18 protein-coding genes are annotated in these 14,610 nt (G+C 66.3%); 10 read left to right on the top strand and 8 right to left on the bottom strand.

The window, feature by feature from the left end:
- The first annotated feature begins 151 nt into the window (after nucleotides 1-151).
- From mdh to WDJ57_RS11840, 3 genes are all read left to right on the top strand, one after another.
- Nucleotides 152-1,066 (top strand): malate dehydrogenase, encoded by a 915-nt coding sequence (gene mdh / locus WDJ57_RS11850; protein ID WP_338901026.1) that lies wholly within the window; start codon nucleotides 152-154, stop codon nucleotides 1,064-1,066.
- Nucleotides 1,067-1,199: 133 nt separating this feature from the next.
- On the top strand, nucleotides 1,200-1,418 hold the full coding sequence (locus WDJ57_RS11845; protein WP_338901025.1) for a hypothetical protein: 219 nt from the start codon (nucleotides 1,200-1,202) through the stop codon (nucleotides 1,416-1,418).
- A gap of 2 nt (nucleotides 1,419-1,420) precedes the next feature.
- Nucleotides 1,421-1,675 carry a DUF7123 family protein gene (locus WDJ57_RS11840; protein WP_338901024.1) on the top strand — a complete coding sequence of 85 codons (255 nt, stop codon included), beginning with the start codon at nucleotides 1,421-1,423 and terminating at the stop codon, nucleotides 1,673-1,675.
- A gap of 4 nt (nucleotides 1,676-1,679) precedes the next feature.
- Here the strand turns inward: WDJ57_RS11840 and WDJ57_RS11835 are convergent, their stop codons facing one another.
- Genes WDJ57_RS11835 through WDJ57_RS11825 form a run of 3 tightly spaced genes read right to left on the bottom strand, consistent with a single transcriptional unit; the run spans nucleotide 1,680 to nucleotide 3,372 of the window.
- On the bottom strand, nucleotides 1,680-2,333 hold the full coding sequence (locus tag WDJ57_RS11835; protein WP_338901023.1) for an OapC/ArvC family zinc-ribbon domain-containing protein: 654 nt from the start codon (nucleotides 2,331-2,333) through the stop codon (nucleotides 1,680-1,682).
- Between the two features lie 2 nt (nucleotides 2,334-2,335).
- On the bottom strand, nucleotides 2,336-2,719 hold the full coding sequence (locus WDJ57_RS11830; protein ID WP_338901022.1) for a DUF2073 domain-containing protein: 384 nt from the start codon (nucleotides 2,717-2,719) through the stop codon (nucleotides 2,336-2,338).
- Between the two features lie 5 nt (nucleotides 2,720-2,724).
- Complete coding sequence (locus WDJ57_RS11825) at nucleotides 2,725-3,372, bottom strand: Era-like GTP-binding protein (protein ID WP_338901021.1); 648 nt, start codon at nucleotides 3,370-3,372, stop codon at nucleotides 2,725-2,727.
- Between the two features lie 1,348 nt (nucleotides 3,373-4,720).
- On the opposite strand from WDJ57_RS11825, the gene WDJ57_RS11820 reads away from it, so the two are divergent.
- From WDJ57_RS11820 to WDJ57_RS11810, 3 genes are all read left to right on the top strand, one after another.
- Nucleotides 4,721-6,253, top strand: a complete 1,533-nt coding sequence (locus WDJ57_RS11820; protein ID WP_338901020.1) for a Cdc6/Cdc18 family protein — start codon at nucleotides 4,721-4,723, stop codon at nucleotides 6,251-6,253.
- A 90-nt stretch (nucleotides 6,254-6,343) separates the two neighbouring features.
- Complete coding sequence (locus WDJ57_RS11815; protein WP_338901019.1) at nucleotides 6,344-7,696, top strand: bacterio-opsin activator domain-containing protein; 1,353 nt, start codon at nucleotides 6,344-6,346, stop codon at nucleotides 7,694-7,696.
- 38 nt (nucleotides 7,697-7,734) lie between these two features.
- Complete coding sequence (locus WDJ57_RS11810; RefSeq protein WP_338901018.1) at nucleotides 7,735-8,082, top strand: DUF7344 domain-containing protein; 348 nt, start codon at nucleotides 7,735-7,737, stop codon at nucleotides 8,080-8,082.
- A gap of 110 nt (nucleotides 8,083-8,192) precedes the next feature.
- Here WDJ57_RS11810 and WDJ57_RS11805 read toward each other — a convergent pair whose 3' ends face one another.
- Nucleotides 8,193-9,005: a S26 family signal peptidase gene (locus tag WDJ57_RS11805; RefSeq protein WP_338901017.1), complete on the bottom strand. Its 813-nt coding sequence runs from the start codon at nucleotides 9,003-9,005 to the stop codon at nucleotides 8,193-8,195.
- An 87-nt stretch (nucleotides 9,006-9,092) separates the two neighbouring features.
- Here WDJ57_RS11805 and WDJ57_RS11800 point away from each other — a divergent pair, with 87 nt between their 5' ends.
- On the top strand, nucleotides 9,093-10,670 hold the full coding sequence (locus WDJ57_RS11800; protein ID WP_338901016.1) for a DNA-directed DNA polymerase II small subunit: 1,578 nt from the start codon (nucleotides 9,093-9,095) through the stop codon (nucleotides 10,668-10,670).
- A 14-nt stretch (nucleotides 10,671-10,684) separates the two neighbouring features.
- On the opposite strand, the gene WDJ57_RS11795 is transcribed toward WDJ57_RS11800, so the two are convergent.
- Together WDJ57_RS11795 and WDJ57_RS11790 are read right to left on the bottom strand one after the other, a co-directional pair.
- Nucleotides 10,685-11,122 (bottom strand): NUDIX domain-containing protein, encoded by a 438-nt coding sequence (locus WDJ57_RS11795; protein WP_338901015.1) that lies wholly within the window; start codon nucleotides 11,120-11,122, stop codon nucleotides 10,685-10,687.
- A gap of 95 nt (nucleotides 11,123-11,217) precedes the next feature.
- A complete protein-coding gene (locus WDJ57_RS11790) occupies nucleotides 11,218-11,478 on the bottom strand; it encodes a hypothetical protein (RefSeq protein ID WP_338901014.1) in 261 nt (86 codons plus the stop codon).
- A gap of 133 nt (nucleotides 11,479-11,611) precedes the next feature.
- On the opposite strand from WDJ57_RS11790, the gene WDJ57_RS11785 reads away from it, so the two are divergent.
- Nucleotides 11,612-12,556 carry a winged helix-turn-helix domain-containing protein gene (locus WDJ57_RS11785; protein ID WP_338901013.1) on the top strand — a complete coding sequence of 315 codons (945 nt, stop codon included), beginning with the start codon at nucleotides 11,612-11,614 and terminating at the stop codon, nucleotides 12,554-12,556.
- On the opposite strand, the gene serB is transcribed toward WDJ57_RS11785, so the two are convergent.
- Nucleotides 12,557-13,192 carry a phosphoserine phosphatase SerB gene (gene serB, locus WDJ57_RS11780; RefSeq protein ID WP_338901012.1) on the bottom strand — a complete coding sequence of 212 codons (636 nt, stop codon included), beginning with the start codon at nucleotides 13,190-13,192 and terminating at the stop codon, nucleotides 12,557-12,559. It lies immediately after the preceding gene.
- A gap of 85 nt (nucleotides 13,193-13,277) precedes the next feature.
- Here serB and WDJ57_RS11775 point away from each other — a divergent pair, with 85 nt between their 5' ends.
- Entirely contained in the window at nucleotides 13,278-13,460 is a 183-nt protein-coding gene (locus tag WDJ57_RS11775) for a hypothetical protein (protein ID WP_338901011.1), read from the top strand.
- 38 nt (nucleotides 13,461-13,498) lie between these two features.
- Nucleotides 13,499-13,978, top strand: coding sequence for a cupin domain-containing protein (locus tag WDJ57_RS11770; protein WP_338901010.1), 480 nt, complete (start codon nucleotides 13,499-13,501; stop codon nucleotides 13,976-13,978).
- Here WDJ57_RS11770 and WDJ57_RS11765 read toward each other — a convergent pair.
- Nucleotides 13,975-14,610 carry an HD domain-containing protein gene (locus WDJ57_RS11765; RefSeq protein WP_338901009.1) on the bottom strand — a complete coding sequence of 212 codons (636 nt, stop codon included), beginning with the start codon at nucleotides 14,608-14,610 and terminating at the stop codon, nucleotides 13,975-13,977. The genes WDJ57_RS11770 and WDJ57_RS11765 overlap by 4 nt on opposite strands.

The raw sequence follows: 14,610 nt of genomic DNA, 5'->3' as shown, positions 1-14,610 counted from the left end.
GAGGAGGAATAGGCATTGCGGGACCACACCCGACACCCGGCTGTCGGTGCCGCTGTGCGGTGGTGTGCGAGACGGTACCGAAGGGTATGGGTATGGTTCTGAGTGGCGTTCCGACAATCTTAACGTAGGGCCGCAGGGATTTCCATGTGACATGGCAAAAGTAAGCATCGTCGGTGCGGCAGGCACCGTCGGCGCGGCGGCAGGGTACAACATCGCCCTCGAAGACATCGCTGACGAGGTCGTCTTCGTGGACATCCCCGAACAGGAGGACGTCACCGTCGGCCAGGCCGCGGACACCAACCACGGCATCGCCTACGACTCCAACACCGAGGTCCGACAGGGCGACTACGCGGCGACCGAGGGCTCGGACGTCGTGGTCATCACCGCCGGCCTCCCGCGCTCGCCGGGCGACACCCGCCTGGACCTCGCCGAGGACAACGCGCCCATCATGGACGACATCCAGTCCTCGCTGGCCGAGCACAACGACGACTTCATCACTATCACGACGTCCAACCCGGTCGACCTCCTGAACCGCCACCTCTACGAGTCCGGGTCCCGCCCGCGCAACCACGTCATCGGCTTCGGCGGCCGGCTCGACTCCGCTCGCTTCCGCTACGTCCTCTCCGAGCGCTTCGACGTGCCCGTCCAGAACGTCGACGCCACCATCCTCGGCGAACACGGCGACTCCCAGGTCCCGGTCTTCTCGAAGGTCCGCGTCGACGGCGAGGACCTGACGTTCACCGACGACGAGAAGGAGGAGATTCTCGCCGACCTGCAGGAGTCCGCGATGAACGTCATCGAGCGCAAGGGCGCGACCGAGTGGGGTCCCGCCCGCGGCGTCGCCCACATGGTCGAGGCCATCCTCCACGACACCGGCGAAGTACTGCCCGCCTCCGTCGTCCTCGACGGCGAGTTCGGCCACGACGGCGTCGGCTTCGGCGTCCCGGCCAAACTCGGCTCCGACGGCGTCGAGGAAATCATCGAGTGGGACATCGACGACTTCGAGGCCGAACAGATGCAGGAAGCGGCCGACAAGCTCTCCGAGCAGTACGAGAAGATTAGCTGAGGCGGACGCGACGACGAAGAACGCCCGATTTCTTCTTGTTTCCGTACGAAGTTCCGACGTGGGAGAGACTGGTCAAACGGCTGTTTGAGTCTTCACGAGACCCTTTATGCTGGCGTCCGAGGACACTAACAGGATGAACTTTCGACTGGTCCCCCTTCCGACGCCCCCGACCGCGTGGGACACTGTCGCCGGCGGGATTCGCCGCCTCGCCTTCTGGGCGGCGGTCCTCATGCCGCTCGTGTACGTCCCGCTGCTGTCCAGCCCCGTCACGGACTCGGAACTGCTCGCCTTCGCCGGGCTCGTCGCCGTCCACGTCGGCTGCCTGCTCGTCGGCCACGACTACTCGCCCTGACCATGTCTCCGAACGCCGCACCACCCGAGACGGATGCCGTGCCGGCGAAGGCCCGCCCGCTGGTCGCCTACCTCCGCGAGCGCGTCCAGGAGGAGGGAGACATCTACGTCAAGAGTCGCTTCGTCGCGGAGGACATCGACCTCTCCTCGAAACAGATCGGGAGCTACATGCGGAGACTGACGGAGGCGTCGACGGACCTGACAGTCGAGGCCTGGGCCTACACGAACGGAACGACCTGGCACGTGGCCAGGGAGTAACGAATCAGTCCTCTTCCCAGCGTTCCGGAACCTGGATAGTGTACTTGCCGTCCTCCTGCAGCGCGATGATGTACTCCTCGCGGTCGTACAGCTCCATCAGGTTGAGTTCGTACTTGCCGGGGTCGAGCACCTTGATGGACTCGAACTGGTCGTTGAGTTCCTCGCGGAGTTCCGAGAGGTCCGGACGGTCCCGCTCGCGGTCCGCCCCGCGGGGCCGCTCGCTGTCGTCGTTCAGCACCGGCGTCCGCTTGCTGGTCGCCGGCGAGTCCGGTGCCGGCGGGAGGTCGTCCTTCGAGACGACGTCCGAGCGCGCACTCTTCTGTGCGGCGTCCTCCTCGACGGTCTCCGGTGCGGGCGCGTCGCCCGGCACTTCGGGGTCCGGAGTGTCGGGACTGTCCGCTGACGGCGGCGCGTCGTCCTCGGGTGGCTGGCCGCTGCCGACCAGGTCGCGGACAGCGGTAGCGGCCGAGCCGACCGTGCGGGCGACCGAACTGTCGACCGGCGGCTCCGGTGGCTCCGGGGGTTCCTCGCTCGGGGGCGAGTCCTCGCCGGCGGGCTGGTACTGGAACTTGTTGCCGCCGCAGTCCGGACAGCCCGAGAGCATCTGCTTGGAGCCGTCCTCGAACGTCCGGCCGCAGTCGGTACACTGGTGGGGCATCCTTACTTCCGGGAGACGAGCGTCTGAATGAGCGTTTCGTCCTTGTGGAGCGTCTCGATCTGGTTGGCCGGCCCGATGACCGTCAGTTTCTTCGTCGACTCCTTGCCCATCAGGCGGTCGAGGAAGCTCTGGTCGGCGGTCTCCGAGCGCGGGTGGGTCTCTATCTCGATGCCGTTGAACTCGTCCGGGCTGATTTCGGTCATCGTGACCTCGATGAGCCGCGATTCCTCGTCGGGGGAGAGTCCCTCTTCGAGGATGACGATGTTGCCCTCGCGGACGCCGTCGAGGATCATCCGAATCTTCTCCATGCTCGTGAGCCCGTCCATGCGCTCGGCGCTGATGAGGTCTATCTGGACGCCCTCACCGGGATTTTTCACTTCTGCCATACTGTTCACCCGAAGTACTCCGCTATCTTGTCGTACACTTCGTCCATGTTGTCTCCCTCAAGCGCCGACAGCGGAATCGTCTCGTGCTGCGGGAAGGCGTTGCGAATGCGCTGGACGCTCGACTCCTCCTTGTCTATCTTGTTCGCGAGAATCAGGACCGGGAGGTCCTGGCTCTCGATGATGCCGATGAGCATCGTGTTGACCTGCGTGAACGGGTCCGTCGTCGAGTCCAGCACGTAGATGACGCCGTCGACGTCCTCCCGGAGCCAGTGCATGGCCTCGGCGACGCCCTCGGTTGCCTCACGCGACCGGCGGACAGCGTCGTCTTTCTCCATGTCGTGTTCCAGGAACTCCGTGTAGTCGACCTTCGTCGTCACGCCGGGCGTGTCCACGATGTCGATGTTGACGGTCGATCCGTTCCGCTCGATTTCGACGTTCTCCTTTCGGCGCGCGCGTCGCGTCTCGTGGGGAATGTGGCTCTCCGGACCGACCGCGTCGCCGTGTTCGGTCCAGTCCCGCGTGATGCGGTTCGCGAGCGTCGTCTTCCCCGCGTTCGGCGGGCCGTAGATGCCGATGCGCTTCGACTCCTCCTCGGAGAACAACACCGATGCTGCACGTGAAATGCTTGATTTGAGGTTTGTGAGCAGTCCCATCCTATCCTCCCGGCCCCGTGGGTGGGGCTTGTGACAACAACCCGAGCGCACTCACTTAAGCGTACGTCAGACATACATAAAGAATCCGATATCTGCAGCTGAAAGCGTGGTGCGGTCGGGAGAGGCACGTACGGTCCTGTGTGATTTCGAAAACGACGTGGGCAGTCGTGAGGCCCGAGGAGCGGGCGGGCATTCTGGTATTTTCCACTCGAAAGAGAGGATGCCAAGAGACTGGAGAGGAACGAAGGGAGACGAGAGTGCAGAGGGGAGGAGTGGAGAGAGAACAGTGGAGAGAGTAACGGAAAGAGAGAGGAGACCGAGAGACGGCGGAAAGACAAGCGGGCGAGAAACAGGAGGGAAAGGAGACACCCAGGAGAGGAGAGAAATGAGACGAGACGACATGAGACGACACGAGATGGATACGAGGTCGCGGCGTGGCACCCGGGCTGTGAACTGTCACTTGCAGTTGCTACCCGCCACAGCCGGAGCCCAGCGGGAGGTGAAACCGACCGGGTTGTGGGACGGAAGCGCGTAGGAAGAACGTGGATGTGTCCTAGCCCCCCACCCCTTCGTTTCAACTGGAGTCCCAGGATACCCCGGGTGGGAGTACGCCGGGAGGTGGAGGTCTGTTGTTCCGAAGGTGACCAGAACCGCAAGAGGGGAGACGCCTCGGAAGATTCCTCTAGATTAGTTCACTAGAGTCTAGCAGTAATTAATACTAGCTCACACTAACCTTAGTTTTTGTCTAGTACGGGTTTGGTTTTAGTACTATCAACTTAAAACTTTCCTAGCTAGATGGCACTCCCTCTCGCCGCTCTCACCCCTCCCCTGCTGTTCTCCGTTCCACCCGAAACGAAGGGGTGGGGGGGTCACTTCCACCACAGTCCCGACCTACCTCCCGGCAGCCCCACTCGAACCACTCACCACTCACATCTCGTTGTTCGTCGAACCTCACCGTTCCCGTCTCCCTCCCCTGGTTTCCCCTCCACCGCCAGCCGGAACCACCGACACCTCGCCGTCACGCTCTCCTCTTCGAACACACCCCACCCCTCGCTTCCCGTCGACCGGGCTCGCCTCGTCGGACTCCTCGGGAATCGAAGAACCTGACCCACTCGTGCCAATTCGTCAACCGTTGTTACGAGTTTATTCACCGAGTGCCGACGAACTCCTGTGCGAATGGTTGACAATCGAAATCTTTAATATCGTTTCAACCACGGGTTCTTCTGGTTCAACTGCACGCGCGTCTATCGCCAAAACCCGCGAAATCCGATGGTACGGGCGGACTGGGGCCTTATCTAACGCGCGTGCGACGCGTCTCCACCTGAAATGGAGGGGTTCGAGTACGAGTATGACAGACACGAACGATTCAACCGATTCCGTAGGTGACGCCGATTCCGGGCAAGAGGAGGCAGACGGGACGGCCAGCGACGGGGGGGCCGACTCCCCGCTGGACGACGTCCTCCTCGACGACATCGAGGACGGCGACGCCGACGAGGCCTCGCAGGGGCTGTTCGACGACCTCCTGAGCGGCCAGCCCATCTTCGAGAACAAGGAGGTACTGCGCCCCTCCTACACGCCCCGCAAGCTCCCCCATCGCGAGGAGCAAATAAACAGCATGGCGACCATCCTGGTCTCCGCGCTCCGCGGGGACACGCCCTCGAACATCCTCATCTACGGGAAGACGGGGACCGGCAAGACCGCCAGCGCGAAGTTCGTCAGCGACGAACTGGAGCGCACGTCCCAGAAGTACGAGGTTCCCTGCGAGGTCGAGTACATCAACTGCGAGGTCACCGACACCCAGTACCGCGTCCTCGCCCAGCTCGCCAACAAGTTCATCGACAAGAACGAGGCGGCCATCGAGGCTGACCTCGACCGCCTGCGCTCGCTTCGCGAACGCGGGCGCACGAACGCGGACGCGCTCGCGGAGACGGAGTACGACAGCGTCGAAGCCGTCGAAGACCGCATCGAGGCGCTCGAAGCCGACCTCGACTCCTTCGAGGACGTCCCCATGACGGGGTGGCCGACCGACCGCGTCTACAACTCCTTTTTCGACGCCGTCGACTACCGCGAGCGCGTGGTCGTCATCATGCTCGACGAGATAGACAAGCTCGTCGAGAAAAGCGGCGACGACACCCTCTACAACCTCTCCCGGATGAACAACGAACTGGAGAACTCCCGCGTCTCCATCATGGGTATCTCCAACGACCTGAAGTTCACCGACTTCCTGGACCCCCGCGTCAAGTCCAGCCTCGGCGAGGAGGAGATCGTCTTCCCGCCCTACGACGCCAACCAGCTACGGGACATCCTCGACCACCGCGCGGAGGTGTCCTTCAAGGGCGACGCACTCTCCGACGACGTGATTCCGCTCTGTGCGGCCTTCGCTGCACAGGAACACGGGGACGCCCGGCGGGCGCTGGACCTGCTGCGCACCGCGGGTGAACTCGCCGAGCGCGACCAGACCGACGAGGTCGAGGAGGACCACGTCCGCCAGGCCCAGGAGAAGATCGAACTCGACCGCGTGGTCGAAGTCGTCCGCACGCTCCCCCAGCAGTCGAAACTCGTCCTCTTCGCCATCATCCTCCTTGAGAAACAGGGCGTGCACAACATCAACACCGGCGAGGTCTACAACATCTACAAGCGCCTCTGCCAGGAGATCGACGCCGACGTGCTGACACAGCGCCGGGTCACCGACCTCATCAGCGAACTCGACATGCTCGGCATCGTCAACGCCGTCGTCGTCTCGAAGGGCCGCTACGGCCGGACGAAGGAGATCTCCCTGTCGGTTCCAGTCGAAGAGACGGAGGCCGTCCTGCTGTCGGACTCCCGGCTGGGCGACATCGAGGACGTCCAGCCGTTCGTCCAGGCCCGCTTCGACAACTGACGCGGACGTCTCGCCCGTCCGATTTCCGTTTGTCCACGCCTCCGTCGCAATTACCGTCAACGATATCTCTCTCGGTCCGGTACGTTCTACATGGATACCAGGGACTCCGCGCTCGCCGAGACGGTCGACGAAGTCCTCCCTGTCTTCGAGTCCGGCGGCGCGGAGCCGTATTCCTCGCGCGAAGTCGCCGACGAACTCGGGTGTGCCCGGACGACAGCCTACAAGAAACTCCAGCGGCTGGCCGAGGCCGGCGTCCTCGAAACGAAGAAAGTGGGTGCGAAGGCACGCGTCTGGTGGCTGCCCCCGGAGGAACCGACCCCGCGGTCGGGGACGGGCGCGGAGGACGAGCGAACCGGGAGTCGGGCAGACGCCGACGCGAGCGAGCAGCAGTTCCGGGCCGCGTTCGAGGCGGCGTTCGACGCGATGATGATAGCCGACGACGAGGGGCGCTACGTCGAGGTCAACCCGGCGGCCTCGGACCTCTTTGGAGTCCCCGAGGAGGAGCTCCTCGGACGGACCATCGCGGAGTTCGCCGCCGACGGCTACGACTTCGAGGAGGCGTGGCGCGACTTCCAGGAGTCCAACCTCGACAGGGGGCTGTTCCCCCTGGTTCGACCGGACGGCGAGCACCGGACTGTCGAGTTTGCGGCGACGCCGAACATCCTGCCGGGGCGTCACCTGTCGGTCATCCGTGACGTGACCGAGCGCCGGGAGGCGAAAGAGCAACTGGCCGAGGAGCGAGAGCGCAGCGAACGGTACCTGCAGACGCTCGCGGCCGAGGTGGTCATCGAACTCGAAATCCGTCTCGACGACGAGGACTTCCTCTTCAACGACCTCTCGGCGGCGCTCGACTGTCGGTGCGCGTTCGAGGGCATGGTTCCGACGGCCGACCGGGGATTCCTCCAGTACATCGAGGTGGCGGGACCCGACTCGGAGGAGGCCAAGCAGAGAATCGCGGCGTCGCCACAGGTGAGCGACTCCCGCGTCGTCTTCGAGTCCGACACGGCGTGCGTTCTCGAACTCGTCATGGACCGCTCGCCCCTGCAGAAACTGGTCGAACTCGGTGCGAGCGGGCGCTCGATGCACAGCGAGGGGGGAGCGACGACGGTCGTCGCCGAGGTCGGGGCGGACGCGAGCATGCAGGACCTCATCAATCGGTTCACCGCGGCGTATCCGGCGGCGACGGTCACCGCGAAACGCACCCTCGACCGCCCCGTCGTGACGACGAAACAGTACCGTGATTCCCTCGGGGACAGCGTGACCGAGCGCCAACTCGAGGTGCTGCGCGCCGCCTACCTGGGCGGGTACTACGAGTGGCCACGGAACAGTACGGCCGAGGACGTCGCGTCGTCGATGGGCATCGCCGCGTCGACGTGGCTCCGCCACCTCCGGCTCGCGGAGTCGAAGCTCGTCACCTGGGTCTTCGAGGAGCTAGACTTCTAGCGCCAACCCTTATTCCCGCCACTGGGCTGTCTCTCTCCATGGCATCGAGTAACGAAACCGCGGGCGCACCCCGCCTCGCGGGCCAGGGAATGGATGCGACGGACGAACTGTTCGACCAGCTCAGCCACCCCGTGCGGAGAGACGTCCTCGTCGAACTCCTCCGGGCGGACCCCGGGGCCGAGGTTCACATCTCCGAGTTCGCTCGCTCGGACCGGGGCAGGTCCTCGCTCTATCACACTCACTTCCCGCGGCTGGCCGCGGCCGGGTACATCGAGTGGGACCGTCGGACCGACACGATAGCGGCCGGTCCGCGATTCGAGACGGTCACGCCGGTCCTCGAATTGCTCGTGGCTCACAGCAATCGTCTCCCCGCGGACTTGCGATAGCACCACCCGGAGAGGGGGGCGCGGCGCACTCTGGTCTGGATATCTATTCTGTCCCGTTCGATTCGGGACGTCACCAGCGGCGAACGGTCGGCTGACTCGCTCCCCAGCGCTCACTGCGTACTCAGGCGGACCCAGCCGAGGCCGGGCACGCGGAACTCCGCAGTGCCGATGACCCACTCGGGCCTGACGGGCCCGCTCCGCGACGTCGCCTGGTCGTAGACGGCGTTGTTGTCGCCTTTCGTGATGAAGCCGCCGTGGTCGGCGGTGCACTGCTCGTCGCCGGGGTCGAGTCCGCGGAGGTGGCTGTCGTCGCCCATCGCACACCAGTTCTCCCCCGCGTCGACCCAGTACATCGCTCTGTGGATTATCGGCGTGGTCCGCTCGTTCCCGTCGGGTTCGAAGACGATGACGTCACCCGGTTGTCCGAACTTCACGTAGGAGCCGTCGGACGCCGCGTGGGCCGTGACGACCCCGGTTCCGGGCTGTGCCGCCTCGCCCGGGAAGCGGTGTTCCTCCATCACGAATACGAGGTCGTTGACCTGCATGTTCGGCACCATGCTGCGGCTCTCGACGGCGACCAGCGGGGGCCAGACGCCGCTGACCGCGAAGAGGTACGCGCCGACCACCAGCACCGCCAGCACGCTGCTCACGAGGTCGTAGACGAACAGCCTCGCCTCGCTTCGCTCCTCGCGTCTGCCCCGCTGGCGGGGTGGCGCGTCCCCGCCGGTCTCCTCGGTTCGCCACTCCTCCGGGGAGGGCGGGCGCTCCGGGCCGCTCGTCGACTCTCTGTCGACGGCAGCGTCGCCGACAGACCGCTCGGGGCCGTCGGCAGGGGTGCGGGCGTCGTCGCGGGGCGGAGTCGCGTCCTCGGACGGGGCGGCGTCCGACCGCTCGCGCCGGTCGTCGTCACCGGGGGAACTCATTCGTCCGTTCTTGTCCGACACGGCGTTTGAATGTTCTGGATACCCCGGACCAGTATCCTTTTTGCCGCCCTCCCCCGGAGTAGTGGTGTGCCACTGGAGACCCCCGCCACCGTCGTGAGCGAACTCGCGAGCCGGGGGTACAACGCCGAGCGCGAGGCGGTCACGCTGCTTTCGAACGCTCCCGACCCCGAGACGGCGATGGAGCGCGCAGTCGAAGCGGCCCCCGACGACGCGCTCACGCTCACCACCGACCACGTCCGTGCCGTCGTCGACGACACCTCGTCGTCTGGTGATTCTGCGGAATCCGACCTCGCCGCCGAACGCTCGACGACAACCGCTCAGCCCTCACAGCCAGACCCCTCTGTTTCAACTGGAACGACGGCGGGGGAATCAGGGAACGATGGGGGTGGCGTTCCAGTCGAAACGAAGGGGTCTGGCGGGCGGTCCGTCGACGAGGCGCTCCGGGACCTGCGCATCGACGGCGACATGACCGGCGAGAGCACGGGGACCGGCGAGTACCGCGACTTCGTCGCCGTGTTCCGGGACCGCTACGAGCGCCTGGCCCGACAGCTCCGCGGGCGCGTCAACCACCGCCCGACGGACACCATCGAGAACATGGCCCCCAACAGCGACGCCGCCATCGTCGGGATGGTCTCGGACATCCGCTCGACCGCCAGCGGGCACTGGCTGGTCGAACTCGAAGACACCAACGGGACCTTCCCCTGTCTCGTGATGAAGGACCGCGCCTTCGCCTCGCAGGTCCAGGAACTGCTCTACGACGAGGTCATCGCCATCGAGGGGACGCTGGCCGACGACGGCGGCATCCTCTTTGCCGACGCCATCCACTTCCCCGACGTTCCCCGGACCTACAGCCCGTCGACCGCCGACCGCCACGTCCAGGCGGCGCTCATCTCGGACGTCCACGTCGGTAGCCAGGAGTTCATGGAAGACGCCTGGCACCGCTTCACCGACTGGCTCCACACCGAGGAGGCCGAGACAGTCGAGTACCTGCTGCTCGCCGGCGACATGGTCGAGGGCGTCGGCGTCTACCCGGACCAGGACGAGGAACTGTCCATCATCGACATCTACGACCAGTACGAGGCCTTCTCGGAGCACCTCAAGGAGGTCCCCGGCGACATGGACATCGTGATGATTCCGGGCAACCACGACGCCGTCCGCCTCGCAGAGCCCCAGCCCGCCTTCGACGAGGAACTCCGGGACATCATGTCGGCCCACGACCCCCGCATCGTCTCGAACCCGTCCACCGTGACCATCGAGGGCGTCTCCGTGCTGATGTACCACGGCGTCTCGCTGGACGAGGTCATCGCGGAACTCCCGGACGAGAAGGCCAGCTACGACGAACCCCACAGGGCGATGTACCAGCTCCTGAAGAAGCGCCACGTCGCCCCGCAGTACGGCGGTCACACCCGGCTGGCACCCGAAGACCGGGACTACCTCGTCATGGACGAGGTGCCTGACATCTTCCACTCCGGCCACGTCCACAAACTCGGCTACGGCAAGTACCACAACGTCCTCACGATCAACTCCGGGTGCTGGCAGGCCCAGACCGACTTCCAGAAGAGCGTCAACATCGACCCCGACGCCGGCTTCGCGCCCATCGTCGACCTGGACACGCTGGATTTGACTATCCGGAAGTTCGTCTGAACGCCGGCGACCCCCTAGTCGCCCAACGCGGCGACGAACGACGCCTGGCGTGGCCGGTTCCGGACCCGCTTTGCTTCCTCTTCGAACAGCGTCGCCGCGAGTTCGTCGGGCGCGACCCACTGGACGGCCTGCAGGTCGTCCCGCGCTTTCGCGTCGTCGGTACTCGCTTCACAGTGGTACACCAACTGCAGGCTGTCCCGGACGCCCTCCCCGCCCCACGGAAAGGTCATCGCGTCGACGAGCGTCTCGACGGTGACCTCAAGCCCCGTCTCCTCCCTGACTTCCCGGCGCATCGCCACCTCCACGTGCTCGTCGAAGGCAACGTGCCCGCCGAGCAGGTGCCACTCGCCGCCGATGGGGTGGCTCTCGTCGTCCTCCTTCTGTCCGATGAGTACCCGTCCGTCGTGGGTGATGAGTCCCTTCACGACGGTCCGGAACGCGTCCAGGTCCATGTCCCCCTCGGACAGCGCCGGCTACCTGTACTGTTCGGTTTCGGTCGCGACGAGTGAGTGAAAAGGCGCTGTGTCGTCGTGCAGGCCTGGCCGCCTCAGGGGCGAGCGCGATGTTCCGTCCGGCGCACCGGGGGGCTCGTGGGTGCCCGGAGGTCGGTCACGATGGTCCGGGCCCGCCGGAGGAGGCGGGGGCTGAGTGCGCCAGTGACGAGAGCCAGCGTCAGGACGGGGTAACTCAGCGCGAGGAGGAGGGCGAGACTCACCAGCGCCGCGCCGATGGCGGTCCCGACTGTCGGGTGCACGTCGGTCCGGTTGCTGCGCCGCGCCGAGAGGGTCGGTGGGTAGTCGCTGGTCATGTTTCTACGGAAGCCCCGTACCAACATAAACATAATCTGAATAACATTTCTGTAAGCCGAGTTTCTGAAATCCTCTTCTGTATGGAATCTGACGCCTGCAGCCATTTACGTGGGGGCCGTTCGTAGACGGCGTATGGCAGACGGAAACCGGGAGACGACGCTCTCGCCGGACGACGCCTTCGCCCTCCTGGGGAACGAGACCCGCATCGGTATCCTCCGGGCGCTCGGCGAGGCCGACGGACCGCTGTCGTTCTCCGCCCTCCACGACCGCAGCGACGTGCGCGACTCCGGACAGTTCAACTACCACCTGGAGAAACTCGTCGGCCACTTCGTCCGGAAGGACGACGACGGCTACACGCTCCGCCGCACCGGCCGCCGGGTCGTCGAGGCGGTGCTGTCCGGTGCCGTCACCGAGACGCCCTCGCTGGAGCGGACGCCCGTCGACGAGCACTGCGAGTACTGCGGCGCGCCGATAGAGGTCACCTGGCAACACGGCAGCGTCCGGATGTACTGCACCGAGTGCGCCGGAACGTACGGCCGCGCCTACGACGAGGGCCGCGGCGTCCCGGCCGGCGAGGGCTACCTCGGCCGCCTCCCGCTGCCGCCCGCGGGCGTCAGGAACCGCACGCCCGAGGAGGTGCTGCGGGCCGCCTGGACCTGGGGGAACCTGGAGATATTCGCGATGGCCAGCGGCATCTGTCCCCGCTGCTCGGCGACGGTCGAGACCTCGGTCCGGGTCTGCGAGGACCACGACGCCAGCGACGGCCTCTGTGAGACCTGCGAGAGCGTCTACGCCGTCGCTGCGAACGTGACCTGTACGAACTGCATCTTCGTCAGCGGCGGCGGTGCCGTCATCGCGCTGGTCGCGAACACCGACCTCCTCACCTTCGTGACCGAGCACGGGCTCAACCCCGTCGCCCCCGAGTCGATACGGGTGCTCAACGGCGTCCACGGCGACTACGACGAGGAGATACTCCAGCGGGACCCGCTTCGCGCCCGCTTCACGTTCCACGTCGACGACGATTCGCTCGCGCTGACCGTCGACGAGAACCTGGACGTGGTCGAGGTCGACCGGTGACTACAGCACGCCCTCGGCGGCGAGCAGGTCCTGCAGTTCCGCCATCGACTCGACGATGCTCTCGCAGGCCGGCGCGACGTTGGGTTTCGGGTTGAACCCGACCGCAAGCCCCGCGACTTCGAGCATCGGCAGGTCGTTGGCCCCGTCGCCGACGGCGATGGTGTCCTCGCGGTCCTCGCCGACGACGGCCGTCAGCACCTCCAGCGCGTCGTCCTTGGTCCCCTCGATGAGCGGCCCCTCGACGTCGCCGGTGAGTTCGCCCCCGGCGACTGGCAGGCGGTTGGCGACGATGGCGTCCACCTCGACGCCCTCCCGTTCGAGTGCAGCGGCGACGCCGCGCTCGAAGCCCCCGGTGAGGATGGCGACGTAGACGCCGGCCTCCCGCAGTGCCCGGATGACGTCGGCCGCGCCGGGTCGCAGGCGGACCTCCTCGAAGGCGGCCTGGGCCTTCTCGTCGGCCAGCCCCTCCAGCAGCGCACAGCGCTGGCGGAGGCTCTCCGCGTACTCGATTTCGTCGTTCATCGCGCGCTCGGTGATGTCGTCCATCTGGTCGGCCACGCCACACTGGTCGCCGAGGAGGACCGTCATCTCGGAGTCCGAAAGCGTCCCGTCGAAGTCGAAGGCGACGACTGTCATGCCCGCCAGTTCTCCGCGGGGGGATTCAAACGGTGCGGTTTCCCGTCGAGTCAGTTTTATCCCTTCGCCCCGCGGACGTTCGGGCATGGTAGACGACTCGGGACGCGACGCCCGCTCGACGCTCGTCGGTGCCGCCCTCGCCGGCCTGGGTGCGCTTCTCGTTCTCTCGGTCCTGACGGTGGCGGAGGTCGGCTCCCCGCCGGTGCGCGCGCTCGTCGCTGTCCTCCTCGGCGTCGCGCTCGCACAGGTGTACGAACGCCGGGGCTAGCCCCCGGAATTATCCGTCGCCCGTTCGAGCGATGCCACATGGAGAAAGTCTCCGTCGACGACGTTGAGCCACAGGCACTGGGCGACGACATCGACCGCCGCGGCCTGGCGGCCCCGCTCGATGCCACCGACGTCGCCATCAACCGCTACGCCCTGGAACCCGGCGAGGCCTTCAGCGGTGGCCTCCACGCCCACCTCGACCAGGAGGAGATATTCTACGTCGTCGAGGGCGAGGCGACGTTCGACCACGCGCCCGACCCGACTGCCGACAGCGAGACGGTCACGGTCGAGGCGGGCGAGGCCGTCCGCTTCCCGCCCGGCGAGTACCAGCAGGGGCGCAACGAGGGCGACGACCGGGTCGTCGCGCTGGCACTCGGCGCGCCGAAAGAGACCACTGAGGGCCGGGTCGCACAGCCCTGTCCCGCCTGCGACAGCCCCGCGATGGCCATCGCGATGGGCGAGGAGGGCATGATTCTGGAGTGTCCCGACTGCGGCGAGACGCTCCAGCCGGACCTCTAGACCTCGCCGTCGACCTCCCGCTCGAATCGCTCCAGAAAGTCCGCGACGACCGCCCGCCGGTCGGCGGCGAGTGCGCGGCCGGCGTCGGTGTACATCCGCTCGGGCAGGGCGAGAATCTTCTTGTGGAAGTGGTTGTACTGCGTCGCCCCGGCGGCCGTGTCGTCGGCCTCCGGCGGCAGGTCGGGGTCGTGAATCGTCTCGCCGCGCTCCCCGCCGTAGGTGAAACACCGCGCGATGCCGACCGCGCCGAGGGCGTCCAGGTTGTCGGCGTCGCAGAGAATCTCCGCCTCCAGCGTCTCCGGCTCGCGGTCGCTGGAGTAGCGGTGGACCCGGATGGCGTGACAGACCGCGTCGATTCGCTCGCCGTCGACGCCGCGTTCGGCCAGCAGCGAGCGCGCTTCCCGCGCGCCCCACCTCGCGTGGTCGGCTATCTCGCCGCGGTCCTCCCGCGCCCGCCCGATGTCGTGGAGCAAGACCGCCAGCCGGACCGTTCGCTCGTCGGCGGCGTCGTACTCTGTCAGCAGGCGCTCGGCCAGCGCCTCGACGCGCTCGACGTGGTGCCAGTCGTGGGCGGGGCTGAGTTCGTCGTCGAAGTACGACCGTGCCGTCTCCCGAAGGTTTTCGACGTTCAT

The sequence above is a fragment of the Salinibaculum sp. SYNS191 genome (genome assembly GCF_037338445.1).
Taxonomy (GTDB): Archaea; Halobacteriota; Halobacteria; order Halobacteriales; family Haloarculaceae; genus Salinibaculum; species Salinibaculum marinum.
Note: the sequence above shows the minus strand (reverse complement) of the source record. Positions and strands in the feature narration are given on the sequence as shown.

Bases quoted from the DNA above. Each gene is read 5' to 3' on its own strand.
- mdh (WP_338901026.1), top strand. From the start codon at position 152: ATGGCAAAAGTAAGCATCGTCGGTGCGGCAGGCACCGTCGGCGCGGCG.
- WDJ57_RS11845 (WP_338901025.1), top strand. From the start codon at position 1,200: ATGAACTTTCGACTGGTCCCCCTTCCGACGCCCCCGACCGCGTGGGAC.
- WDJ57_RS11840 (WP_338901024.1), top strand. From the start codon at position 1,421: ATGTCTCCGAACGCCGCACCACCCGAGACGGATGCCGTGCCGGCGAAG.
- WDJ57_RS11835 (WP_338901023.1), bottom strand. From the start codon at position 2,333: ATGCCCCACCAGTGTACCGACTGCGGCCGGACGTTCGAGGACGGCTCC.
- WDJ57_RS11830 (WP_338901022.1), bottom strand. From the start codon at position 2,719: ATGGCAGAAGTGAAAAATCCCGGTGAGGGCGTCCAGATAGACCTCATC.
- WDJ57_RS11825 (WP_338901021.1), bottom strand. From the start codon at position 3,372: ATGGGACTGCTCACAAACCTCAAATCAAGCATTTCACGTGCAGCATCG.
- WDJ57_RS11820 (WP_338901020.1), top strand. From the start codon at position 4,721: ATGACAGACACGAACGATTCAACCGATTCCGTAGGTGACGCCGATTCC.
- WDJ57_RS11815 (WP_338901019.1), top strand. From the start codon at position 6,344: ATGGATACCAGGGACTCCGCGCTCGCCGAGACGGTCGACGAAGTCCTC.
- WDJ57_RS11810 (WP_338901018.1), top strand. From the start codon at position 7,735: ATGGCATCGAGTAACGAAACCGCGGGCGCACCCCGCCTCGCGGGCCAG.
- WDJ57_RS11805 (WP_338901017.1), bottom strand. From the start codon at position 9,005: ATGAGTTCCCCCGGTGACGACGACCGGCGCGAGCGGTCGGACGCCGCC.
- WDJ57_RS11795 (WP_338901015.1), bottom strand. From the start codon at position 11,122: ATGGACCTGGACGCGTTCCGGACCGTCGTGAAGGGACTCATCACCCAC.
- WDJ57_RS11790 (WP_338901014.1), bottom strand. From the start codon at position 11,478: ATGACCAGCGACTACCCACCGACCCTCTCGGCGCGGCGCAGCAACCGG.
- WDJ57_RS11785 (WP_338901013.1), top strand. From the start codon at position 11,612: ATGGCAGACGGAAACCGGGAGACGACGCTCTCGCCGGACGACGCCTTC.
- serB (WP_338901012.1), bottom strand. From the start codon at position 13,192: ATGACAGTCGTCGCCTTCGACTTCGACGGGACGCTTTCGGACTCCGAG.
- WDJ57_RS11775 (WP_338901011.1), top strand. From the start codon at position 13,278: ATGGTAGACGACTCGGGACGCGACGCCCGCTCGACGCTCGTCGGTGCC.
- WDJ57_RS11770 (WP_338901010.1), top strand. From the start codon at position 13,499: ATGGAGAAAGTCTCCGTCGACGACGTTGAGCCACAGGCACTGGGCGAC.
- WDJ57_RS11765 (WP_338901009.1), bottom strand. From the start codon at position 14,610: ATGAACGTCGAAAACCTTCGGGAGACGGCACGGTCGTACTTCGACGAC.